The organism is Bradyrhizobium sp. USDA 4474 (genome assembly GCF_054057515.1).
Genome location: NZ_JBSRZJ010000002.1, coordinates 6,162,174 through 6,184,167 on the forward strand (window position 1 = coordinate 6,162,174; position 21,994 = coordinate 6,184,167).

Annotated in this window: 22 protein-coding genes; 16 read left to right on the forward strand and 6 right to left on the reverse strand. The window is 63.5% G+C overall.

The window, feature by feature from the left end; translation table 11 throughout:
• Nucleotides 1-14 precede the first annotated feature (14 nt).
• On the reverse strand, nt 15-494 hold the full coding sequence (locus ACVW16_RS30495; RefSeq protein ID WP_456702696.1) for an Lrp/AsnC family transcriptional regulator: 480 nt from the start codon (nt 492-494) through the stop codon (nt 15-17).
• A gap of 133 nt (nt 495-627) precedes the next feature.
• On the opposite strand from ACVW16_RS30495, the gene ald reads away from it, so the two are divergent.
• From ald to ACVW16_RS30510, 3 genes are all read left to right on the forward strand, one after another.
• Nucleotides 628-1,743 (forward strand): alanine dehydrogenase, encoded by a 1,116-nt coding sequence (gene ald, locus ACVW16_RS30500; protein ID WP_456702697.1) that lies wholly within the window; start codon nt 628-630, stop codon nt 1,741-1,743.
• 314 nt (nt 1,744-2,057) lie between these two features.
• Complete coding sequence (locus ACVW16_RS30505; RefSeq protein WP_456702698.1) at nt 2,058-2,276, forward strand: hypothetical protein; 219 nt, start codon at nt 2,058-2,060, stop codon at nt 2,274-2,276.
• 111 nt (nt 2,277-2,387) lie between these two features.
• Nucleotides 2,388-3,446, forward strand: coding sequence for a YeiH family protein (locus ACVW16_RS30510; protein ID WP_456702699.1), 1,059 nt, complete (start codon nt 2,388-2,390; stop codon nt 3,444-3,446).
• Nucleotides 3,447-3,496: 50 nt separating this feature from the next.
• On the opposite strand, the gene ACVW16_RS30515 is transcribed toward ACVW16_RS30510, so the two are convergent.
• The 5 genes from ACVW16_RS30515 to ACVW16_RS30535 all read right to left on the reverse strand — a co-directional run bounded on the left by ACVW16_RS30515 (nt 3,497) and on the right by ACVW16_RS30535 (nt 8,021).
• The gene (locus tag ACVW16_RS30515) at nt 3,497-4,369 is read right to left on the reverse strand and encodes an ABC transporter ATP-binding protein (protein ID WP_456734603.1); all 873 of its coding nucleotides are present in this window, start codon (nt 4,367-4,369) and stop codon (nt 3,497-3,499) included.
• Entirely contained in the window at nt 4,366-5,277 is a 912-nt protein-coding gene (locus tag ACVW16_RS30520) for an ABC transporter permease (RefSeq protein ID WP_456734604.1), read from the reverse strand. Before ACVW16_RS30520 ends, ACVW16_RS30515 begins: the two co-directional genes overlap by 4 nt.
• Complete coding sequence (locus ACVW16_RS30525) at nt 5,274-6,695, reverse strand: ABC transporter substrate-binding protein (RefSeq protein ID WP_456702701.1); 1,422 nt, start codon at nt 6,693-6,695, stop codon at nt 5,274-5,276. The genes ACVW16_RS30520 and ACVW16_RS30525 overlap by 4 nt, the downstream gene beginning before the upstream one ends.
• Nucleotides 6,696-6,877: 182 nt before the next feature.
• Complete coding sequence (locus ACVW16_RS30530) at nt 6,878-7,651, reverse strand: Crp/Fnr family transcriptional regulator (protein WP_456734605.1); 774 nt, start codon at nt 7,649-7,651, stop codon at nt 6,878-6,880.
• Nucleotides 7,652-7,724: 73 nt separating this feature from the next.
• Nucleotides 7,725-8,021, reverse strand: coding sequence for a DUF971 domain-containing protein (locus tag ACVW16_RS30535; RefSeq protein ID WP_456738139.1), 297 nt, complete (start codon nt 8,019-8,021; stop codon nt 7,725-7,727).
• Between the two features lie 211 nt (nt 8,022-8,232).
• Between ACVW16_RS30535 and ACVW16_RS30540 the strand changes: the two genes are divergently transcribed.
• The 13 genes from ACVW16_RS30540 (at nt 8,233) to ACVW16_RS30600 (ending at nt 21,952) form a co-directional block, all read left to right on the forward strand.
• Nucleotides 8,233-9,006, forward strand: a complete 774-nt coding sequence (locus tag ACVW16_RS30540) for a ferredoxin--NADP reductase (protein ID WP_456702703.1) — start codon at nt 8,233-8,235, stop codon at nt 9,004-9,006.
• Nucleotides 9,007-9,107: 101 nt separating this feature from the next.
• On the forward strand, nt 9,108-10,850 hold the full coding sequence (locus tag ACVW16_RS30545) for a fumarate reductase/succinate dehydrogenase flavoprotein subunit (protein ID WP_456734606.1): 1,743 nt from the start codon (nt 9,108-9,110) through the stop codon (nt 10,848-10,850).
• Nucleotides 10,851-10,879: 29 nt separating this feature from the next.
• On the forward strand, nt 10,880-11,113 hold the full coding sequence (locus ACVW16_RS30550) for a 4Fe-4S dicluster domain-containing protein (RefSeq protein WP_092226673.1): 234 nt from the start codon (nt 10,880-10,882) through the stop codon (nt 11,111-11,113).
• A 2-nt stretch (nt 11,114-11,115) separates the two neighbouring features.
• Complete coding sequence (locus ACVW16_RS30555) at nt 11,116-12,093, forward strand: HEAT repeat domain-containing protein (RefSeq protein ID WP_456702705.1); 978 nt, start codon at nt 11,116-11,118, stop codon at nt 12,091-12,093.
• Nucleotides 12,094-12,207: 114 nt separating this feature from the next.
• Nucleotides 12,208-13,380, forward strand: coding sequence for a fumarylacetoacetate hydrolase family protein (locus ACVW16_RS30560; protein ID WP_456702706.1), 1,173 nt, complete (start codon nt 12,208-12,210; stop codon nt 13,378-13,380).
• A 338-nt stretch (nt 13,381-13,718) separates the two neighbouring features.
• The gene (ytfQ, locus tag ACVW16_RS30565; protein ID WP_456734607.1) at nt 13,719-14,684 is read left to right on the forward strand and encodes a galactofuranose ABC transporter, galactofuranose-binding protein YtfQ; all 966 of its coding nucleotides are present in this window, start codon (nt 13,719-13,721) and stop codon (nt 14,682-14,684) included.
• Nucleotides 14,685-14,800: 116 nt separating this feature from the next.
• Nucleotides 14,801-16,342: a sugar ABC transporter ATP-binding protein gene (locus tag ACVW16_RS30570; protein WP_456734608.1), complete on the forward strand. Its 1,542-nt coding sequence runs from the start codon at nt 14,801-14,803 to the stop codon at nt 16,340-16,342.
• Complete coding sequence (locus tag ACVW16_RS30575; RefSeq protein ID WP_456702708.1) at nt 16,339-17,331, forward strand: ABC transporter permease; 993 nt, start codon at nt 16,339-16,341, stop codon at nt 17,329-17,331. Before ACVW16_RS30570 ends, ACVW16_RS30575 begins: the two co-directional genes overlap by 4 nt.
• Nucleotides 17,328-18,308 (forward strand): galactofuranose ABC transporter, permease protein YjfF, encoded by a 981-nt coding sequence (yjfF, locus tag ACVW16_RS30580; RefSeq protein WP_456702709.1) that lies wholly within the window; start codon nt 17,328-17,330, stop codon nt 18,306-18,308. Before ACVW16_RS30575 ends, yjfF begins: the two co-directional genes overlap by 4 nt.
• Complete coding sequence (locus ACVW16_RS30585; protein WP_456734609.1) at nt 18,305-19,072, forward strand: FadR/GntR family transcriptional regulator; 768 nt, start codon at nt 18,305-18,307, stop codon at nt 19,070-19,072. Before yjfF ends, ACVW16_RS30585 begins: the two co-directional genes overlap by 4 nt.
• Nucleotides 19,069-19,995 (forward strand): Gfo/Idh/MocA family protein, encoded by a 927-nt coding sequence (locus tag ACVW16_RS30590; protein ID WP_456702711.1) that lies wholly within the window; start codon nt 19,069-19,071, stop codon nt 19,993-19,995. The genes ACVW16_RS30585 and ACVW16_RS30590 overlap by 4 nt, the downstream gene beginning before the upstream one ends.
• 2 nt (nt 19,996-19,997) lie before the next feature.
• On the forward strand, nt 19,998-21,074 hold the full coding sequence (locus ACVW16_RS30595; protein ID WP_456734610.1) for an aldose epimerase family protein: 1,077 nt from the start codon (nt 19,998-20,000) through the stop codon (nt 21,072-21,074).
• Nucleotides 21,074-21,952, forward strand: a complete 879-nt coding sequence (locus ACVW16_RS30600; protein ID WP_456802629.1) for an SMP-30/gluconolactonase/LRE family protein — start codon at nt 21,074-21,076, stop codon at nt 21,950-21,952. The genes ACVW16_RS30595 and ACVW16_RS30600 overlap by 1 nt, the downstream gene beginning before the upstream one ends.
• Nucleotides 21,953-21,994 lie beyond the last annotated feature (42 nt).

Below are 21,994 nucleotides of genomic sequence, written 5' to 3' on the forward strand. Positions count from 1 at the left end.
GCGCAGGAAGCGCTCTACCGCTTCGCTTCGCCGAACACCACGGTCGGTACCGCGCGATTGACGACCTCGCGCAGCGCGAAGCTCGATTGCACGCGCGCCACCCGCGGCAGGCGCGACAACTCGGTGCGGTGAATGCGCTCGAAATCCTGGATGTCGCGGGCGAGCACGATCAGAATGTAGTCGTCCGTGCCCGACATCAGGAAGCAGCGCACGACCGAGGGGCACTTTACCACCTCCGCCTCGAACGCGCGCAGCGCCTCGTCGCTCTGGCTCTCCAGTGCGATGCGCACCAGCACCGTCGTGGTGAGCCCGAACTGCGCCAGATCGAGCGCCGCCTGATAGGCCTGGATGTAGCCATCGTCCTCCAGCGCTTTCTGCCGCCGCGCGAGTGCCGTGCTCGACAGGCCGATCTTGTTGGCGAGCTCTGTATGGCTGGCTCGCGCATTGGCAGTGAGTTCCGCGAGGATTGCGAGGTCTTTGCGGTCCAGGGCCAAGGTTTCGTTTCCAGCGTGAAAGGGCGTTTGCGCGCTCACAACCGGCGCGGAGAGGTTGAAGCTAGCGGATATTTGCACGAAACCAAACCCGCGACGTCGTTACGATCATGGGGTGAATCGAAAGGAGCCCAGGATGCGCGTCGGTGTGCCCAAGGAGATCAAGGTTCAGGAATATCGCGTCGGGCTCACCCCGGGCGCTGTCCGCGAGTATGTCGCGGCCGGGCATCAGGTGATGGTCGAGACTGCCGCCGGCAGCGGTATTGGCGCCTCCGACGAGGTCTACCAGCGGGCAGGGGCATCCATTGCTGCGAGTGCGAGCGACATCTTTGCCAGGTCAGACATGATCGTGAAGGTGAAGGAGCCGCAGAAGAGCGAATGGGGTCAGCTCCGCGAAAACCAGATCCTCTTTACTTATCTCCATCTCGCGCCGGACCCTGATCAGGCCAAGGGCTTGCTTGCCTCCGGCTGCACTGCGATCGCTTATGAAACCGTCACTGACGCGGCAGGTCACCTTCCCCTGCTTGCGCCGATGAGCGAAGTCGCCGGCCGTCTCGCCATCGAGGCCGCCGGCGCCGCGCTCAGGCGACCGGCCGGCGGTCGCGGCCTGCTGCTTGGCGGCGTCCCCGGCGTCCAGCCCGCGCGTGTCGTCGTGCTGGGTGGTGGCGTGGTGGGAACGCAGGCCGCGCGCATGGCCGCAGGCCTTGGCGCGGAGGTCTCTGTGATTGATCGCTCGATTCCGCGTTTGCGCGAGCTCGACGATCTCTTTGCCGGACGCGTGCGCACGCGCTTCTCGACCATCGAGTCCGTCGAGGAGGAGGTGTTCGCGGCCGACGTCGTGATCGGCGCGGTGCTGGTGCCGGGCGCCAGCGCACCAAAGCTCGTCACGCGTGCGATGCTGAAATCGATGCGGCCGGGCGCCGTGCTGGTCGATGTCGCGATCGACCAGGGCGGTTGTTTCGAGACCTCGCATGCGACGACGCACGCGGAGCCGACTTACGAGGTCGACGGCGTCGTGCATTATTGCGTCGCCAACATGCCCGGCGCGGTGCCGGTGACGTCGAGCCAGGCGTTGAACAATGCGACGCTGCCATTCGGGCTGATGCTGGCCAACAAGGGCTTTGCCGCCGTGTTGGAGAACCCGCACTTACGCAACGGGCTGAATGTGCATCGCGGGCGCATCACCAACAAGGCGGTGGCGGAAAGCCTCGGCCTGGAATTCGCGCCAGTCGGTGGTGGGCTGGCGGCGTAACTTACTTTCCTTTTCCCGTTGCGGGAGAAGGCGGCGCGAAGCGCGGGATGAATAGCCTCACCCGGCTTCGCTTCGCGAACCCCGGCTCGGAAGCTGACCCCTCTATAGGCGAGATTCGCACAGGGGCGGCGACCGTGCCGGCGAGATCGTTGCCCTCGCTTCGGTGCCCAGATCGGCCAGAAGAAGAAAACTATTGTCGCGACACCGTCCCACGGAAGGACTTTCCCCTCGGAAGGACAAAAACGCCAATCGCTTCCATTGCCGTTTAGGCCCGAAACGACGACATTCAACCAGGATTTGATGGATTGACGGCCATGGAACGCACTGGATTTGAGCCCTTCGGCGAGCCGCTGGTGTCCTCAGCGGACACCCAGCCGCAGTCGCGCGCATCAAAGCTGCTGCTGCGGGCCGGCACGGGCGTGTTCTGGACGCTGGTGGCGGGCATCGTGCTCGCGCGCGCGGCGTTCTTCCAGCCGGGCGTCTACGACAGCTTCAGCCACGTGGCTTCCCTGGCCAAGAACCTGTTGTTCTGAGCCCGATTATTCCGGGCTGAGGATACGACTTCCCTCGGCCCTGATATGCCGAAAACTTATTCCCCAACCCGAGCGCCGTGCGTATAAATCTTTCTCCTCTGGGAGAGATTTGTGTCGCAGAATCAAGCATCCAGCCCGGCCGGCGCCAAGCCGACCACAGCCTTTGGCCGCGTTGTCGCGCTGATTCCCGGCATTCTCCTGTGCATCGCGGTGGCCGGCGTCTCGGCTCTTCTGGAACGGGCAGAACTCGGCGTGTTCGAACATCCTTACGTCGAGGCCCTGGTCATGGCGATCCTGCTGGGAATGGCCTTGCGCAGTTTCTGGAAGCCGGCGCCGCGCTGGCAGGCCGGCATCGCCTTCAGCGCCAAGCAGCTGCTCGAAGTCGCCGTCATGCTGCTGGGCGCCTCCATCAGCTTTGCCGCGATTGCGGCCTCCGGCATTGCGCTTCTGGCGTCGATCGCCGCTGTTGTCGTGATCGCGCTCTCCGTCTCCTTCGGCCTCAGCCGGCTGCTGGGCCTCTCCACGCGACTGTCGATCTTGATCGCTTGCGGCAACTCCATCTGTGGCAATTCCGCGATTGCGGCAGTCGCGCCGATTATCGGCGCCAACAGCGACGAGATCGCATCCTCGATCTCCTTCACCGCCATTCTCGGCGTGATGATGGTGCTGGGCCTGCCGTTGTTGATTCCGCTGTTGCAGCTCACCGCGACGCAATATGGCATCCTCGCAGGGCTGACTGTCTATGCCGTGCCGCAGGTGCTCGCGGCGACGGTACCGGCGGGGCTGGTATCCACGCAGATCGGCACGCTGGTCAAGCTGATGCGTGTGCTGATGCTGGGACCCGTGGTCGTCGGTCTCTCGCTGATCGCCTCGCGCTGGCAGGCCGGCGCCAAGAAGACCAATGTCGGCTTCTTCCGCCTGGTGCCCTGGTTCATTCTCGGCTTCCTCGCGCTGGCGACGTTGCGGTCGCTCGAGATTGTCCCGGGTACGGTGGTTGGTCCCGTGACGAAGATCACGAGCTTCCTCACGGTGGTATCGATGGCCGCGCTGGGCCTTGGGGTTGATGTTCGCGTGCTCGCCAATGTCGGAGGCAGAGTGACGGCGGCGGTGACGCTGTCGCTGATGCTGCTGCTCGGCATCAGCATCGCCCTGGTGCACTGGTTCAAGTAAGGCACGCGAAGCGCGTGCACTGGCTCTCCGTGCAAGCCGGGCCGAGTAAGCTAAATCACATCCGCCAGCGAATGGCCGTGCAGCTCTATGTTCAGCCCCTGCATACCCAAGTCGTTGATTTCGCCACCCATCGCTTTCAGGCTCTCCTCGCGAATCAATGACATCAGCCCGCGACGCAGCGCCAGAAATTCAGACGACATCATCATCGACTGCTGCCGCGGCCGCTCCAGGGGAATCGGGATCTCCGCCTTGATCGAGCCGGGGCGGGCGGTCATGCAGTAGACGCGGTCGGACAGGAAGATCGCTTCATCGATGTCGTGGGTGACGAACAGCACCGAAATCTTCAGTCGCTGCCACATGTTGGTGAGGATCTGCTGCATGATGACGCGCGTCTGCGCGTCCAGCGCCCCGAAGGGCTCGTCCAGCAGCAGCACTTTCGGGCCGGTCGCGAGCGCGCGGACGATGCCGACGCGCTGCTTCATGCCGCCGGAGAGCTTTTCCGGATAGTGCTTTTCGAACGCTTCGAGCCCGGCTAGCCCGAGCAGGGTGCGCGCGGCTCGCTCGCGCTGCGAGCGAGGCATGCCGCGCATCTTCAGGCCGAATTCGACATTTTCCCGGACCGTCTTCCAGGGAAACAGCGAATATTGCTGGAACACCATGCCGCGCTCGGCGCTCGGGCCGTTCACGCGCTCGCCATCGACGGTGACAATACCCGTGGTGGGCTTGAGGAAGCCCGCGACCGCGTTGAGCAGGGTCGACTTTCCGCAACCGGAGGGCCCGACGATCGACACGAACTCGCCGGGCTTCACATGGATCTGCGTGTCTGTGACGGCCTGGACGGGGCCCTCGATGCTGTCGTAGCTGAGAGAAAAATTCCTGACCTCGATATGGCCTTTCGGTTCGCTCGCAAGCATCTCGCTCATCTTGTCGACCTCCACGGCATCACCAGATGTCCCGCGCCCCTGATCAGCAGGCTCGACCCGAGACCGAGCACGCCGATCGCGATCATGCCGAGTGCGATGTCGGCATACTGGACCAGCGAATAGGCCTCCCAGGTGAAGTAGCCGATGCCGTACTGGCCGGAGATCATCTCGGCGGCGATCAGCGACACCCAGGCGACGCCCATACCCACGGTGAGACCAGTGAAGATGTGCGGCAACGACGCCGGAAAATACACCTCGCGGAAAATCGAGCGTTCGCGTGCGCCAAGACATTGAGCCGCGCGCACCAGCACGGGATCGACCAGCGTCATGCCGTGAAGCGTGTTGACCAGGATCGGGAAGAACGAGCCGAGGAAGGTGATGAAGACGATGCTCTGCTCGTTGGTCGGCCACAGCATGATCGCCATCGGGACCCAGGCAATTGCCGGAATCGGCCGCAGCACTTCCGCGACCGGGAAGATGACCTCGTGGACCAGCTTGAATCGACCCATGATCAGGCCGAGCGGCACGCCGACGATGGCCGCGAGGGAGAAGCCGACGAGAATGCGCCGGCAGCTCAGCACGATGTGCATCAGGAACTTGGGATCGTGGATCGCCTTGGTGAAACTCCCATAGACTGCGACCGGCGAGGGCACGTTGGTGAAGCGCACGAAGAACACGACGCGGTAGGTCGTGAGCAGGTGCCAGACCAGCAGGAACGCAAGCAGCGAAATGATGCCGATCGCGGTCGCGCGGAGCCGGCCCTGGTTCAGCCGGTACCAGCGCAGCGCGAGCGTGCCGAACGAGGGCGGAGTCACCGGGGGCGTGACGGCGGGCAATCGCGCCGCCTCGGCAATCGCTGCCGGCATGTTGCTGTCCTCGGGGTGTCTGACGAGGGCGGGACTGCTCACGTCTTGCCTCCGCCGACTGCCGCTTTCACCGCATCGTCGAAACCGAGCACCTTGCCGCTGATCTTGGCGGCGTAGGCCTCCGCGTCCTTCTTCAGCAGGAACGGCGCGACCTCGCCATTGCCGACCGCGAAGAAGGCCTGGTCGGCGAACAGCTTGATGCCGCGGGTGGTGTCGAAGACGTAGGCGACGTTGATCTTCTTGCCCTTGGCCTTGAAGTCGGCATAGGCCCCCAAGGTGCAGGCGGCGGATGAGAACGGCATGATGCCGGCCTCATCCACCCAGACTTCACCGGCCTTGCGCGGATCGGTGATCGGCTTCTTGCAGAAAGCGTCTTCGCCGGTGATTTCGTAGTTCTTGGTGCTGCCAAGCTGCGCGTCATAGTCGAGCTTCATCTCGGCATAGGCCTTGCGGACGTAGCTGTCGTCGACCCATTTCTTCGGATCGAACTCCTTCATGCGTCCGAGGTTTTGCAGCACCTTGACGTCGGTGGCGGCCGCATCGACCAGCGCCGGCTTGACGGTGGGATCGGTGATCATGTTTCCACCCGGGCCCAAGAAGATGTAGACGACCTCCTTGTTGATGCCGGTCCATTCCTGGATTTTTTCAGATGCAAGCTTGGGATCGTCGCGTAGCCATTGATTGGCGGCGATCAGCGCCTTCATGTAGGCCACGACGACTTCGGGGTACTTTTCGGCGAAGTCGGTACGGACGACGATGCCGTGGAAGGTCGGCAGATTGGTCTCGACGCCGTCAAAAATCTTGCGCGCAAAGCCGCGGAAAGGCAGCAATTCGGCGAATGGAACGAAGTCGGCATGCGCGTCGATCTTTTTTTCCTGGAGATTGGTTGAGCCGACTTCAGGGCTCTGGCTCACGAGCTGGAAGAAATCCGATGAATAGCCGCGGTCCTGCATCGCCTTCAGCACCATTCCGTGCGCGGCGGAGCCGAAGGGCACGCTGACCAGCTTGCCCTTGAGATCGGCCAGATCGTAGTACGGCGAATCCTTGTGGACGACGATGCCATTGCCGGAGCCGGAGAGGCTGTAGGCCGCGATGCCGATCAGCCGGCTCTTGCTCTCGGGATTGCTGTCGAAAGTGAAGCCGTTCACGATCAGCGGGTAGTCGCCCATCATGCCGATCTGCAACTTGTTCGCCATCATCGCGTTGGTGACGGGCGGACCTGACGTGAAATTCTGCCACTCCAGCTCGAACTTGATGTTCGCGTATTTGCCGTCCTTGGGCAGGTATTTTTCCAAAAGATGAAGCTGCCGGATGACGACGCCTGCGGTCACCGTGTTGGTGGTGGTGTCCTGCGTTCCGATACCGAGCGTGACGGTTTCCGCCGCGGCCGGCTGCGCAATCAGAAGCGCCAGCGACGTCACCGACATCGCGATCGAGGGTGTGGGAAGATGGCGGACCATTCTCATCCTCATCAGGTTGGATGTGCTGTGGTTGCCATGATTGGGGGAGGGCGTGGACAGGGCAAATCCGGAATGTTGACGGCAGTCGATTAGTTGCCGGGGAAAAGCTGATTGCATACTCCTTGAGCAATCCTGCACTATAAAGCCGCTTGCCTGGGCAGTGATCTTGCCCGCAAACTCGTTCAGTCAGATGCGTGGCCGCGCATCTCTTCCAGTACGTCGGTCCGACAGACCACGATCTGGGACCGCCTGGTCACGACGATTCCCTTCTCCTGCATCCGCTTCAGGCTGATCGTGACCCATTGCCTTGTCGCGCCGACCATATGGGCGATGTCGGCATGGGTGAATGCTGCCGCGATCACCCGGCCCTCCCCATCCTCTACGCCGTAGAGCTCGACGAGGTGCAGCAACAGATGTGCAAGGCGCTGCGTAATCGAGCGCGTTCCCAACATCTGCGCCAGTGCCGAATAGCACTTGCCCTTGAAGGTGAGGCCTTCGATCAGACCGATCGCAAGGTTTGGGATCTCTGCAGCAAGGGACCGCAGTTCCTTTCCGGGCAGGTGCACCACGCTGCAATTGCTGGACGCGACGCCGGACCATTGATGGACGGTGCCCTCGAACACCTCGGGACCGCCGACGAAATTGCCGACGTGCCAGTAGGCCAGCGTGATCTCGCGCCCGAGCGGGGAGCTGTAGAACACGCGGATGCGGCCACTTTCGATCAGCCAGATACCGTCATGCTTCCCGCCCTGGCTGAACAGCGTCTGGCCGCGGTTAAGCACCTTTCGCCGGCCCTGCTTCAGCACCAGTTCCCGCTCGCGCGGTGAGAGCTTGTCCATCAGAGGCGGCGGCCCACCGATGGATTGCTGGTTCTCGGTCAGCAGCAGCGAGGAGCTGCCCGCAGGCCGGACTGCCGGGGGAACAGTCCCGCTAACCGCACTCGCCGCCTGCAACATCGTCTGCCTCCGGACCGTTCAAGTCGTTCCAAAGAGGAGCAATGTCCGTGCCAGATGGGTGGCAAGCGGGTCGCTAGGGCCCTGCAAGGCTTGGCAAATAGGACTTTGGGTAGATTCCGCGATTATGCCCGTCCGAGAACGAGATGTTGAGCCCATAGCCGAGATCGCCGATCCCGATGATGGCGATCCCCGGCAACCGTTCGGGAAAGCGCTCGTCGAAGCGGGCGCGGGTGCAGTGAGCGCACTTGCAGGACAAACGGAGCCGCTCGGCGGAAACGCTGAGCGTTTCGCCGTCGGTGGTCCGCACGAGAAGTGTCGCCAGATCGGCGCTTGCTTCGTAGCCGGTCACCGTCGGTGCCACCAGGGTCATGTTCATGACGAACCTCCGACTCCTCTCTAGGCGCAGGTCGTCACGCGCGGATAGCAACTAATTGCCGGCCCAAGTGCGCAGTCGACCCGGCAGTGTGCCTCCGCTTCGATCATCGCCGACGAAATGTGAAACTAATCCACCGGGAATTTCACTTCCGAATTGCGGGACTCCGCTCTCTCCGAAACTTTCTGCGTCGTCGAGAGGAGAGACCATGAGCGCATTTCAGAAGGAAACGGTTTTGTCGGTCAGGCACTGGACCGATTCCCTTTTCAGCTTCACCGCGACGCGCGATCCCGGCTTCCGCTTCCAGAACGGCCAGTTTGCGATGATCGGGCTGGAGGTGGAGGGCAAGCCCGTGATGCGCGCCTACAGCATGGCGAGCGCCAATCACGAGGAAGCGCTCGAATTCTTCTCGATCAAGGTGCAGGACGGTCCATTGACCTCCCGCCTGCAAAAGATCAGGGAAGGCGATATCATTCTGGTCGGTCGCAAGGCGACAGGCACGCTGATCACCGGTAACCTCATTCCTGGCAAACGCCTGTTGCTGCTTTCGACCGGCACGGGACTCGCGCCCTTCGCGAGCTTGATCAAGGACCCCGACGTCTACGAGAATTACGAGACAATCGTGCTCGCTCACGGCTGCCGCCAGGTCTCCGAGCTTGCTTATGGCGAGCACCTGGTCGATGGACTGCGCAACCACGAGTACTTCGGGCCGCTGATCCGCGATAAACTCGTCTACTACCCGACGGTCACCCGCGAACCGTTCAGGAATCGCGGTCGCATCACCGATTTGATCGCCTCCAGCCAGCTGTTCGACGACATCGGCCTATCGGGCCTGGATATCGAGACCGACCGCATCATGCTGTGCGGCAGCCCGGCGATGCTGGAGGAACTGCCCGCGATGTTTTCAGCGCGCGGCTTTGTCGAGGGCAGCCACAGCCAGCCCGGCCATTTCGTCATCGAGAAGGCCTTCGTCGAGCGGTGAGCGCAAATCGCGTCCCGGCGACAACTAATTGCTATCGGCGGGACGCCACCTGAACAAATCTGATGCAAAGGCGCCGGCTATCGGCGAACCAGGAGCAAGTGATGGCACTAGATCAGATCGTCGATGGGCTTTCGGAAGTATCTTGCGATGTGCTCGTGATCGGCGGCGGCACGGCCGGCCCGATGGCGGCGCTGAAGGCGAAGCTGAAGAACCCGAAGGCCAACGTCGTCCTGCTCGAAAAGGCCAACGTCAAGCGCTCCGGTGCGATTTCGATGGGCATGGACGGACTGAACAACGCCGTCATCCCCGGCTACGCGACGCCGGAGCAGTACACCAAGGAAATCACCATAGCCAACGACGGCATCGTCGACCAGAAGGCGGTCTACAAATACGCGCAAAACTGCTACAGCATCATCGAAGAGCTCGATAGTTTTGGCATTCGCTTCCTGAAGAACGAGAATGGCGACTACGCCGTCAAGAAGGTGCACCACATCGGCACCTATGTTCTGCCGATGCCGAACGGCGAGACCGTGAAGAAGGCGTTGTACCGCCAGCTCCGCCGCGCCCGCATTCTGATCTCCAATCGCTACATGGCGACGCGGCTGCTGAAATCGTCCGACGGCCGCATCGCCGGCGCAATCTCCGTCAACACCCGCACCGCCGAGATCCTGGTGATCAAGGCCAAGGCCGTGATCCTCTGCATGGGCGCCGCCGGCCGCCTGGGCCTGCCGACCTCCGGCTACATGTTCGGCACCTACGAGAATGCCGCCAATTCCGGCGACGGCTATTCCATGGCCTATCACGCCGGGGCCGCGCTCGCGAACCTCGAATGCTACCAGATCAATCCGCTGATCAAGGACTACAATGGCCCGGCGTGCGCTTATGTCGCCGGTCCCTTCGGCGCCTTCACGGCCAACAACGAGGGCTCGCGCTTCATCGAATGCGACTATTGGTCGGGCCAGATGATGCTGGAGTTCTACAACGAACTGCTGTCAGGCAAGGGCCCTGTGTTTCTCCAGCTCAAGCACCTCCACCCCGACACCATCTCGGAGATTGAATCCACGCTGCACAAGGTCGAGCGTCCCACGCGCGGCCTGTTCCAGCAGGGGCGCGGCGTCGACTACCGCAACGACTCGATCGAGATGCACATCTCCGAAATCGGCTTCTGCTCCGGCCACAGCGCCTCTGGCGTGTTCGTCGACGACAATGCCCGCACCACCGTGCCCGGCCTTTACGCCGCCGGCGACATGGCGAGCGTGCCTCACAATTACATGCTGGGCGCCTTTACCAACGGCTCGGTCGCCGGCATCGACGCGATGGAATTTGCCGAGAACCATGATTTCGCGGAGTTCGATGCGCAGGACGTGGCGAGGGAACAAGAGCGCGTGATGGCACCGACCAGGCGCGAGGACGGCATTCCACCCAACCAGCTCGAGTACAAGACCCGCCGTTTGGTCAACGACTATCTGCAGCCGCCGAAGGTCACGCGCAAGTACGAGCTCGGCATGCGTCGCCTCGCCGAAACCCGGCAGGACATGCAGGAGCATATGATCGCGCGCAACGCGCACGAGTTGCTCCGCGCCCTCGAAGTACAGTCGATCATGGACTGCGCCGACATGGCGGTGCATGCCTCGTTGTACCGCGAAGAGAGCCGCTGGGGCCTCTACCACTGGCGCACGGATTTTCCGGAGAAGGACAACGAGAACTGGTTCTGCCACACGCTGCTCAGCAAGGAGAACGGCAAAATGACCAGCCAGAAGCGTGCCGTAGAGCCCTATGTCGTGCCGATCGCCGACGACGAGAAGGACCTCTACGACAAGCAGCGCATTCGCGCCACCGCCTGATCCACCGCACGATCAACAGGAGACATGAAATGCCTCTCGCGTCCCATCAGACATCGGTTCCGGTCGTCGTCGACGACGCCAAATGCATTGCCGACAAGGGCTGCACCGTGTGTGTCGACGTCTGTCCGCTCGACGTGCTGCGCATCAGCGATATGACCGGCAAGGCCTACATGGCCTATGACGAGTGCTGGTACTGCATGCCCTGCGAGGCCGATTGCCCGACCGGTGCCGTCACCGTCAATATTCCCTATCTGTTGAGGTGATCATGTCGAGCCCGTTCGAATCCTACGACGATCTCGAAGACGCCGACGAGCGGCTTCAGGCGGCAGATCCCGCCGAACGCCGCGTCGCCATCATCGCGCTCGGCCATTCCGGCGATCCCGCGGCCGTGGTCCATCTCACCAACATGGTCGCCGATCCCGACGCCGGCGTGCGCCAGCAGGTGGCGATGGCGCTCGGTGAGTTCGACGGGCCGGAAGCCGCAAGTGCGCTGGTCAAGCTGCTGGTCGATCCGGAACGGATCGTGGCGGCGGCGGCGGCCGACAGCATGGCCGAGTTCAAGGATCCCGCTTGCGCCAACGTCGTCCTGCCGCTGGTCAAGCATGCCCATGCCTTCGTTCGCATGGGGGCGCTACGTGCGCTGAAGGAGCTGCGCTGCAAGGATACCCTGAAGCCGGCGCTGGAGGCGCTGCAGGATTCCGATGCTGCGGTGCGCGTGCAGGCGATCGGCGTGATCGGCTTCCTCAAGCTGGAGGAATCCATCCCCGCGCTGACCGCGCTGATCAACGATCCCGACGCACATGTCCGCCGCGCCGCGGTTAGCGCGTTGGCATTTTCGCAGATGAAGCCCGCAGCCGAGACTATCACGCGTGCGCTGAAGGACAGCGACTGGATGGTCCGCGAAATGGCCGCGGAGACGCTCGGCCTCAACGTCAACGGCTCGCTTGCCGCCGACCCGCTCGTTAGCTCACTCTCCGACGAATACTGGCAGGTGCGGTTGAAGGCGATCCGCAGCCTCGGCAAGATGAAAATCGAGCGGGCGGTGCGCCCGATCGGCAACTGCATCAACCACGATCAGGCGAATTTGCGGAAGGAAGCGGCCGCCGCGCTCGGCGAGATCGCCCATCCCGACGGTGAGGCATTCTTGGCCGTCATCGCCGACGATGCCGATCCCGATGTCCGCAAGAACGCGCGCTGGGCGCTGCAACAGATTGCCGCCCGGAAGGCACGCGCAGGCGCATAGCAGCGGGGCATCCTGCCGCTCTGGACTTCCCATGCCAGACGTTTATTGGTCTTCGCCAATCTGATCGGCCGTCGTTCGAACGCGGCCGATCCAAAAACAGCGAGGACGCCGGCCATGACCATTTTGACGGTTGAAGATCTTCTCCCCGAGGATGGAACGAAGGGAACGCTGGTCGGTCGGGTCTGGCTGCCGCAGGCGAACGGTCCGGCCGTTGTCGCCGTGCGCGGCGATGGTGTCTTCGACGTCACTGCGACGTTTCCGACCATCAGCGCGCTCTGTGAAGAGGACAATCCGGCCAAGGCGCTCGCCACGACCAAGGGCGAGCGTATCGGCGATCTCGAGGCGATCGTCGCCAACACTGCGCCGGATGGCCGTGATCCCAGCAAGCCCTGGCTGCTTGCGCCGGTCGATCTCCAGACGTTGAAAGCCGCCGGCGTCACCTTCGCGATCTCAATGCTCGAGCGCGTGATCGAGGAGCGGGCAAAGGGCAATCCGGCCTCGGCCGAAGCGATCCGCAAAGAGGTCACGCGGCTGATCGGTGACGATCTGTCAAAACTCAGGCCGGGCTCGGACCAGGCGATGCACCTGAAGCAGGTGCTGATCGATCAGAACGCCTGGAGCCAGTATCTCGAAGTCGGCATCGGCCCCGATGCCGAAGTCTTCACCAAGGCGCCGACCTTATCCTCGGTCGGCACCGGCATGGATGCCGGCCTGCATCCGAAGTCGACCTGGAACAATCCGGAGCCGGAGCTGGTGCTGTTCGTATCGAGCCGCGGCAACATCGTCGGCGCGGCGCTTGGCAACGACGTGAATCTGCGAGACTTCGAAGGCCGCTCGGCGCTGCTGTTGTCGAAGGCCAAGGATAACAATGCGTCGTGCTCGATCGGTCCGCTGCTGCGGCTGTTCGATGACGGCTTCACGCTGGATGATGCGCGCAAGCTCGACATCAGCCTGAACGTGAAGGGCACGGACGGCTTCGTTCTCGACGGCCATTCCTCGATCAGCAAGATCAGCCGCGATCCGACCGACCTCGTCGCGCAGACCATCGGTAAGGTGCACCAATATCCCGATGGGTTCGTGCTGTTCCTCGGCACCATGTTCGCGCCTGTAAAGGATCGCGATGCGCCGGGGCAGGGGTTCACCCATAAGCGCGACGACATCGTCACCATTGCCGCCCCTCAGCTCGGCAAGCTCGTCAATCGCATGCGCACCAGCGACGAGTGCGAGCCGTGGACCTTCGGCATCGGCGCGCTGATGAAGAATCTGGCGCAGCGGAAACTGATCTAGCGCCTCGCCTCAGCCTCTTGCGGCTGCAGAACTGCGCGCACTTCCTTTTATGAGGCCGTTATGCCCGGGGCTTGTCCGGACATAACGCGTTGCCGAGCGGCTGGACGGCCCACGGAATCGTACGCAACTATAAATTGAGTTTTGTTCGAAACATCTTGCTTGGCGTGTGTTTGCGCTTACCCTCCCTGTCTCCACATCATTCGGCTCAATAGTCAAATAATATGACTATACAGCGGCGAACTTCCGTGAAATGGTGCCCTCCGCCGCCGCAGGGGCCGGCCCGAAGGTGCCATATTACCAAATGGTGCCTCGGATAACATTCTTGGGAGATACGCCTGATGACCCTCAAAGCCCTTTTTGCGGCCAGCGCCACGGCCGCGTTGCTGCTTTCGCTGCCGGCCAATGCCGCCGAGCTGACTGTCGGCTTCTCTCAGATCGGATCGGAATCCGGCTGGCGCGCCGCCGAGACGTCGGTCACCAAGCAGGAGGCGACCAAGCGCAAGATCAACCTCAAGATCGCCGACGCGCAGCAGAAGCAGGAGAACCAGATCAAGGCGATCCGCTCCTTCATCGCGCAGAACGTCGATGCGATCTTCCTGGCGCCGGTTGTCGCGACGGGTTGGGATGCGGTGCTGAAGGAAGCCAAAGAAGCCAAGATCCCGGTCGTGCTGCTCGACCGCGACATCGACCCGTCGGGCAAGGACCTCTATCTCACCGCCGTCACCTCGGACAGCGTGCACGAAGGCGAGGTCGCCGGCGACTGGCTGGCCAAGACCGTCGGCGACAAGGCCTGCAACATCGTCGAATTGCAGGGCACGGTCGGCGCGAGCGTCGCGGCCAACCGCAAGAAGGGCTTTGACACTGCCATCGCCAAGCACGCCAACCTGAAAATCGTGCGCAGCCAGACCGGTGACTTCACCCGCGCCAAGGGCAAGGAAGTCATGGAGAGCTTCATCAAGGCCGAAGGCGGCGGCAAGAACATCTGCGCGGTCTACGCCCACAACGACGACATGATGGTTGGCGCGATCCAGGCGATGAAGGAAGCCGGTCTCAAGCCGGGCAAGGACATCCTCACGGTGTCGATCGATGCCGTGCCAGATATCTTCAAGGCGATGGTGGCCGGCGAGGCCAATGCGACGGTCGAGCTGACGCCGAACATGGCCGGCCCGGCCTTCGATGCGGTTACGGCGTTCAAGGAGAAGGGTACCGTTCCACCGAAGTGGATCCAGACCGAATCCAGGCTGCTCACCGCCACAGACAATCCGCAGAAGGAATACGACAGCAAGAAGGGCCTCGGTTACTGAGGCGGGCGTCTCGCCGGACCACGTCCTGTGGTCCGGCACCCCCTTCGCAATCGTTGCGCGAACGAATAGGCTGGGCGTCCGCAGCATAAGCGGGCGCCGGTGGGAGTGACGTCGTTATGGAGAACAGCCTCGATCCTGCTCCGCCCCTCCTGGAGGTGCGCGGGATCAGCAAGAGCTTTGGCGCGGTGCGCGCGTTGCAGGAGGTCGACTTCACGCTTCGCGCCGGCGAGATCCATGCGCTGCTCGGCGAGAACGGTGCCGGCAAATCCACGCTGATCAAGGTGGTTACCGGCGTGTTTCCGCGCGATGCCGGTGTTGTGAGGCTGGGCGGCGAAGAGGTCGCGCCGCGTTCGGCCAAGGCGGCGGTGCAGGCCGGCATTGCGACCGTCTACCAGGAAGTCAATCTGCTTCCAAACCTTTCGGTGGCACAGAACCTGTTTCTCGACCGCCAGCCGATGCGCTTCGGCGTCGTGCGCGAAGGCGAGATGCGCCGTCGCGCCAAAGCGCTGCTCACGGAGTTCGGCCTCGATATCGACGTCGCGGCATCGCTCGGCGATTATTCGGTGGCCATACAGCACGTCACTGCGATCGCGCGCGCGGTCGATCTCTCCGCACGCGTGCTGATTTTGGACGAGCCGACGGCGAGCCTCGACCGCCATGAGGTCGAGATCCTCTTCCGCATCATGCGCCAGTTGGCCAAGCGCGGCATCGGTATCGTCTTCGTCAGCCATTTCCTCGATCAGGTCTACGAGATATCCGATCGCCTTACCGTCTTGCGCAATGGCCGCCTGGTCGGCGAGCGCGAGATCGCGTCGCTGCCGCGGCTCGAGTTGATCCGGATGATGCTCGGCCGGGAGCTCGCCGAGACCACCAACGCGCGGGCTGCCGCCGGCGAGCACATGGTGCGCGAGGTCTGCGCGCGTTTCGACAATTACGGCAGGGCCGGCTATGTCGCCCCCTTCAATCTCGAGCTGCGCCATGGCGAGGTCGTCGGCCTCGCCGGGCTCCTCGGATCGGGTCGGACCGAGACGGCGCGGTTGGTGTTCGGTGCCGAGCGCGCTGACGTTGGGCAGGCGAGCGTTGAGGGCGCCCCCGTACGCCTTCAGTCGCCGCGCGACGGCGTGCGCCACGGCTTTGGCTATTGCCCGGAGGAGCGCAAGACCGACGGCATTGTCGCCGAGCTCACCGTGCGCGAGAATATCGTGCTCGCGCTTCAGGCCAAACGCGGCCTGCATCGGCCACTGTCCCGTCGCGAGCAGGACGAGATTGCACGTCGCTACGTGAAGATGCTCGACATTCGTCCGCCCGATCCCGAGCGTCCGGTGGGCCTGCTCTCCGGCGGCAATCAACAGAAGGTTCTGCTGGCGCGTTGGCTCGCGACGTCGCCGCGGCTCCTCGTGCTGGACGAACCCACCCGTGGCATCGATGTCGGCGCGCATGCCGAAATCATCCGCCTGATCCGCGAACTCTGCGACGACGGGCTGGCGCTGCTTGTGATCTCCTCCGAACTGGATGAAATCGTGACTTATTCCGACCGCGTGGTCGTGCTGCGCGACCGCGCCCATGTCGAGGAGCTCTCGGGCGAGGCAATCGACGTCACCAACATTCTTGCGGCGATCGCCGCCGATGGCGCCGCGATGCAAGAGGTGCGGGCATGACAGCGCTGTTGCCGCGCCGCGGCCTTGCCCAGATCCTGGCCTTGATCGTCATCCTCGCGGTCGACCGCGTGGTTTCGCCGCAATTCTTCGACCTGCGCCTCCAGGACGGCCGTCTGTTCGGTAGCCTGATCGACGTGCTCAACCGAGGCACGCCGGTGGCGTTGCTCTCGCTCGGTATGGTGCTGGTGATCGCGACGCGCGGCATCGATCTTTCCGTCGGCGCGGTGATGGCGATCTCCGGTGCAATCGCTGCGAGCCTTGCCGACAGCCACGGCTTGCCGGTGGTGCTGGCCGCGGCGCTCGGTATCGGCATCCTCTGCGGCCTCTGGAACGGTTTTCTTGTCGCGGTCCTTGGCATGCAGCCGATCGTGGCGACGCTGATCCTGATGGTGGCTGGGCGTGGCATCGCCCAGCTCATCACAGAAGGGCGGATTGTGACCTTCACGTCGCCGGACCTGGTCTGGCTCGGCAACGGTGCCATTCTCGGGGTGCCGGTACCGATCACGATTGCGGTCGGCATGTTGATCCTCACCGGCGCCATCGTACGCGGCTCCGCGCTCGGTCTCCTGATCGAGGCGACTGGTGGCAACGCCCGCGCGAGCGAGCTTGCCGGTGTGGGCACGCGCGCGATGATTCTGGCGGTCTATGTCTGGTGCGGGGTCTGTGCGGCGCTCGCCGGCGTGATCGCCGCGGCCGACATCATGGGCGCGGATGCCAACAATGCCGGCCTCTGGCTCGAGCTCGACGCCATTCTGGCCGTCGTGATCGGCGGCACCTCGCTGTTCGGCGGGCGCTTCAGCCTGATCCTGGCAGTGTTAGGCGCGCTGATCATCCAAACCATGAATACCGGTATTCTGCTATCGGGCTATCCGCCGGAGTTCAACCTGCTGGTCAAGGCCGTGGTGGTGCTCGCGGTGCTGCTGCTGCAATCACCGAAGCTGTCGGGCTTTTCCGGTATCATGGCGCGGCTGCGGGGGACGAAACCATGAAAGGCCTGCCGCCCGTCCTGATCACGGCCATCGTGCTGGTCGCCGGCTTCGCAGCCTGCGCACTGCAGTTTCCCAACATCGCCTCGACCCGCGTCGTCGGCAATCTTCTCACCGACAACGCCTTTCTCGGCATCGTCGCGACCGGTATGACCTTCGTCATCATCTCCGGTGGTATCGATCTGTCGGTCGGCTCGGTGATTGGCTTCACCACCGTGTTCGTCGCGCTTGCGATCGAGCGCTGGGGCATGCCGCCGCTGGTCGCGTTTGTCGCCATCCTCGTGCTCTCGGCGGCCTTTGGCGCTGCGATGGGCGCCATCATCCACGTATTTGATCTGCCGCCGTTCATTGTGACGCTGGCCGGGATGTTTCTGGCGCGCGGCGCGAGTTTTCTGCTTTCGACAGAATCGGTGCCGATCACCGCGCCGGTCTATTCGACCGTGTCGGATTTTGCGCTGCACATGCCCGGTGGCGGGCGGCTGACGGCGATAGCGATCATCATGCTGGTGATCGTGATCGGCGGCATTCTGCTGCTGCGTCTCACCCGGTTCGGCGCAAATGTCTATGCGCTTGGCGGCGGCCGGGCCACCGCAAGCCTGATGGGTGTTGCGGTAGGCAAAATGACGGTGAAGATCTACATGCTGTCGAGCCTGCTCGCGGGCATCGCCGGCATCGTGTTTTCCTTCTATACCAGCGCCGGCTATTCGCTCTCCGCCGTCGGTGTCGAGCTCGATAGCATCGCGGCCGTGGTCATCGGCGGCACGCTGCTCACGGGCGGGCAGGGCTCGGTGATCGGCACCTTCCTCGGCGTGCTGATCCAGGGCATGATCCAGACCTACATCAATTTTGACGGCACGCTGTCGAGTTGGTGGACGAAGATCGCGACCGGCATCCTGCTGTTCGCCTTCATCGCACTTCAGCAGGGGCTGGTCGCGCTGGCGCGCCGGCCGGTGTCGAACCGCGCGGGAGCCGTCCCATGACCTCGCGTATCGTCGTCATCCCGACACGGCGGGCGCATTCGAACCATGCGGAGGTGGCCCGCTCGATCGGCGTCGACATCATCGGTGGGCGCTATGCGGAAGGGGTGCGGCTTCCGGGCGATGCCGAGCTGACGGCAATGTTCGGCGTATCGCGGCCGGTGTTGCGCGAGAGCGTGAAGACGCTGGTCGCCAAGGGGCTTTTGACGACCAAGGCGCGGGTCGGCACAGTCGTGCGCGGGCGCGCGGCCTGGAACATGTTCGACGCCGACGTGCTGGCCTGGCATCTCGACGCCGGCATCGACAGACACTTTCTCAACGATCTCGCCGAAATACGTCTTGCGGTCGAGCCGCGCGCGGCGGCGCTCGCGGCCAAGCGTCGTTCCGAAGACGACATTGCCGAGCTTCAGCGCAGCATGGATTGCATGCGGCAGGAGACGTCGGAATCAGTCGGCTTTGCCGAAGCCGATCTCGCCCTGCATCTTGCGGTCGCGCGAGCGTCGGGCAATCCGTTCATGCGTTCCATCGGTCACGTGATCGAGGCTGCGTTACGTACGGCTTTCATGCTCAGTGCACCGGCCGGTTCGGAAGACCGCGAGATCGCCTTGATCTGGCACCAGAAGATCGTCGATTCGATCGCAGCCGGGGATGCGGACGCGGCGGCCGAGGCCATGGCCTTCGTCATTCACAACGGCATGCGCCGGCATAAGGGGATGGCGGCCGAAACAGCTCCGGCGGCACCTGCAGAACCTGGAGACAATTCGTGACAGCCCTTCGTATCGCCATCGTCGGTTTCGGTAAAATCGCCCGCGACCAGCATGTCGGCGCTATTGCTGCGACAGCTGGCGCGACGCTTGCCGCCGTTGCCAGCCGCAACGCCTCGCTGCCGGGCCTGCCGCATTTTGCGACCATCGAGGAACTGCTGGAAAAGGGTCCGGAGATCGATGCGGTGTCGCTCTGCACACCACCTCAGGTGCGCCGCGCCCAGGCTGCTGCGGCGCTCGCGGCCGGCAAACATGTCATGCTGGAGAAGCCGCCCGGCATCGGCGTGGCCGAACTCGATCCGCTGATCGCAATGGCGGCGGATGCAAAGCGCACTTTGTTTGCGACCTGGCATTCGCGCCATGCGCCGGCGGTCGAGCCGGCCCGCGAATGGCTGGCTACGCGCCGGATCAACTCGGTGCACATCAATTGGAAGGAAGACGTCCGCGTCTGGCATCCCGGCCAGACCTGGATTTGGGAGCCCGGCGGCCTCGGCGTGTTCGACCCCGGCATCAACGCGCTCTCGATCCTGACCCGCATCCTGCCAAAGCCGGTGTTCGTCACCGCGGCGGAGCTGGCCTTTCCGGCCAATTGCCAGTCCCCGATTGCCGCCAATCTGACGCTGACCGACATCAGCGGCCTGCCGATCACGGCCGAATTCGATTTCCGCCAGACCGGGCCGCAGAGCTGGGATATCGTCGCGGAAACCGACCAGGGCCGGATGACGTTGTCCCGTGGTGGCAGGATTATGGCGGTCGACGGCAATGTTGTTGCCGACGCGCCCGATGAGGAATATCGAGAACTCTACCGGCACTTCGTCAAGCTCGCCGCATCAGGCGCGAGCGATGTCGATCTGGCACCGCTTCGTCTCGTCGCCGACTCGTTCCTGCTCGGCAAGCGCAACATCGTCGAACCGTTCGTGGACTAGGCATGTTTGGTGCGAAAATTGCAAAGGACGTGTTCGGAACGCTGCCGGACGGGCGCCATGTCGAGCGTATCGTGCTGCGTGGGGAGGGCGGGTTTGAGGTCCGCATCATCACCCATGGCGCGGTGATCCAGGCGCTCGTCGCGCCGGACGCCAAAGGCGGCTACGACGATGTTGTGCTCGGTCATGACGCCTTTGCCGGCTATCTCTCCGAACGCAAGTTCTTTGGCGCGACCGTCGGCCGCTATGCCAACCGCATCGCCGACGGGCAGTTCTCGCTCGATGGCGAGACCTTCCAGCTTGCAATCAATAATGGTCCGAATGCGCTCCATGGCGGCCTCGACGGCTTCGACCGCAAGCTCTGGGACGTTGCCGAGATCGACGACGGGGCCAACCCTGCGGTCACGCTAACCTACACGAGCCCGCATGGCGAGGAGAACTACCCCGGCAAGCTCGACGTCCGCCTGACCTATCGCGTCACCGGCCCGACAGAGCTGTCGCTGACGATGGAGGCAAGGACCGATCGGCCGACCATCGTGAACCTGACCAACCACAGCTTCTTCAATCTGGAAGGCGCCACGTCAGGCACGTCTGCACTCGACCACAAACTGACGGTCGCGGCCGAGCGTTTCCTGGCCATTGACCCCACTGCCATTCCATTGCCGGAACCGCCCCGTGCGGTGGCTGACACACCGTTTGACTTCCGACACGCTCACGCCGTCGGCACGCGCATCCGCGAGAGCGATCAGCAATTGCACAACGGCAGGGGCTACGACCACACTTATTGCCTCGCGCGCGATGGCAAGCTCGCGCTCGCGGCCCGGCTGGAGGCCCCGCGCTCGGGGCGGGTGATGGAGCTGTTCACCGACCAGCCCGGCTTGCAAGTCTATTCCGGCAACTATCTCGACGGCACGATCTCGGGCAAGGGCGGCAAGCTGATCCGCCAATCGGACGCGTTGTGTCTGGAGCCGCAAATGTGGCCCAACTCGCCGAACCGGCCGGACTTTCCGAGCCCTCGCCTCGATCCCGGCGAGGTCTATCACCATCACACCGTCTATCGCTTTGCGGTGAGGTCGCCATGATGGAGGAGGTGCCGACATCCGTTCTTTCGGATCATCCCTGCCATCTTGGCGAGGGGCCAACCTATGACGTGACGACCGACACCGCCTGGTGGTTCGACATTCGTGAGGGGAAGCTGTTCGAGGCGCATCTTGGCCGCGGTGACATCCGAATCCACGCGCTCGGCCGGATGGCGAGCGCGCTGGGGCGGATCGACGCGGCACGGCAGTTGGTCGTCGCGGAGGATGGTTGTTACGTCCGTACCGTGGCCGATGGCGCGATGACACTGTTCTGTCCGCTCGAAGCGGATGATCCCACCACGCGCTCCAATGATGGCCGCGTGCACCAATCCGGCACGTTCTGGATCGGCACCATGGGGCGCAAGGCCGAGCGCGGGGCGGGGGCGATCTACGCGCTCCACCGCGGCAAGATCTCGACGCTGTTTCCGGGCATCAGCATTCCGAACTCGATATGCTTCTCGCCGGATGGCGCGACCGGCTATTTCGCCGACACCGCCCGCGCCGTGCTCTATGCCGTGCCGCTCAATCCCGATACGGGGCTGCCGCGCGGCAAGCCGGAGGTATTGCTGCGCCACACCGGCGTCGGAGGGCTCGACGGGTCGGTGTGCGATGCCGACGGGCAGATCTGGAACGCCTGCTGGGGCGCAGGCCGCGTCGATGTCTATTCTCCGCAAGGCGAGCGCCTGCGCTCGCTGCGCGTGCCGGCCAGGCAGGCGAGCTGTCCCGCTTTCGTCGGTCCGGATCTGTCGCGGCTGCTCGTCACGTCTGCCTGGCAGGATATGGATGCGGAGGCGCGCGCCGCCGATTCGCTGGCCGGCTCCACTTTTGTGCTACAAGCCTCCGCGCACGGTCGCGCGGAGCCCGACGTCAAGCTTGCATAGGAGATCCGAAACCGACCTCTACCTGCGTACTGGACCAAAACC

Coding starts and splice junctions, on each gene's coding strand:
- ACVW16_RS30530 (WP_456734605.1), bottom strand. CDS start 7,651: ATGTTGCAGGCGGCGAGTGCGGTTAGCGGGACTGTTCCCCCGGCAGTC.
- ACVW16_RS30570 (WP_456734608.1), top strand. CDS start 14,801: ATGGAGAACAGCCTCGATCCTGCTCCGCCCCTCCTGGAGGTGCGCGGG.
- ACVW16_RS30515 (WP_456734603.1), bottom strand. CDS start 4,369: ATGAGCGAGATGCTTGCGAGCGAACCGAAAGGCCATATCGAGGTCAGG.
- ACVW16_RS30560 (WP_456702706.1), top strand. CDS start 12,208: ATGACCATTTTGACGGTTGAAGATCTTCTCCCCGAGGATGGAACGAAG.
- ald (WP_456702697.1), top strand. CDS start 628: ATGCGCGTCGGTGTGCCCAAGGAGATCAAGGTTCAGGAATATCGCGTC.
- ACVW16_RS30505 (WP_456702698.1), top strand. CDS start 2,058: ATGGAACGCACTGGATTTGAGCCCTTCGGCGAGCCGCTGGTGTCCTCA.
- ACVW16_RS30555 (WP_456702705.1), top strand. CDS start 11,116: ATGTCGAGCCCGTTCGAATCCTACGACGATCTCGAAGACGCCGACGAG.
- ytfQ (WP_456734607.1), top strand. CDS start 13,719: ATGACCCTCAAAGCCCTTTTTGCGGCCAGCGCCACGGCCGCGTTGCTG.
- ACVW16_RS30550 (WP_092226673.1), top strand. CDS start 10,880: ATGCCTCTCGCGTCCCATCAGACATCGGTTCCGGTCGTCGTCGACGAC.
- ACVW16_RS30600 (WP_456802629.1), top strand. CDS start 21,074: ATGGAGGAGGTGCCGACATCCGTTCTTTCGGATCATCCCTGCCATCTT.
- ACVW16_RS30595 (WP_456734610.1), top strand. CDS start 19,998: ATGTTTGGTGCGAAAATTGCAAAGGACGTGTTCGGAACGCTGCCGGAC.
- ACVW16_RS30575 (WP_456702708.1), top strand. CDS start 16,339: ATGACAGCGCTGTTGCCGCGCCGCGGCCTTGCCCAGATCCTGGCCTTG.
- ACVW16_RS30585 (WP_456734609.1), top strand. CDS start 18,305: ATGACCTCGCGTATCGTCGTCATCCCGACACGGCGGGCGCATTCGAAC.
- ACVW16_RS30525 (WP_456702701.1), bottom strand. CDS start 6,695: ATGGTCCGCCATCTTCCCACACCCTCGATCGCGATGTCGGTGACGTCG.
- ACVW16_RS30545 (WP_456734606.1), top strand. CDS start 9,108: ATGGCACTAGATCAGATCGTCGATGGGCTTTCGGAAGTATCTTGCGAT.
- ACVW16_RS30540 (WP_456702703.1), top strand. CDS start 8,233: ATGAGCGCATTTCAGAAGGAAACGGTTTTGTCGGTCAGGCACTGGACC.
- yjfF (WP_456702709.1), top strand. CDS start 17,328: ATGAAAGGCCTGCCGCCCGTCCTGATCACGGCCATCGTGCTGGTCGCC.
- ACVW16_RS30535 (WP_456738139.1), bottom strand. CDS start 8,021: ATGACCCTGGTGGCACCGACGGTGACCGGCTACGAAGCAAGCGCCGAT.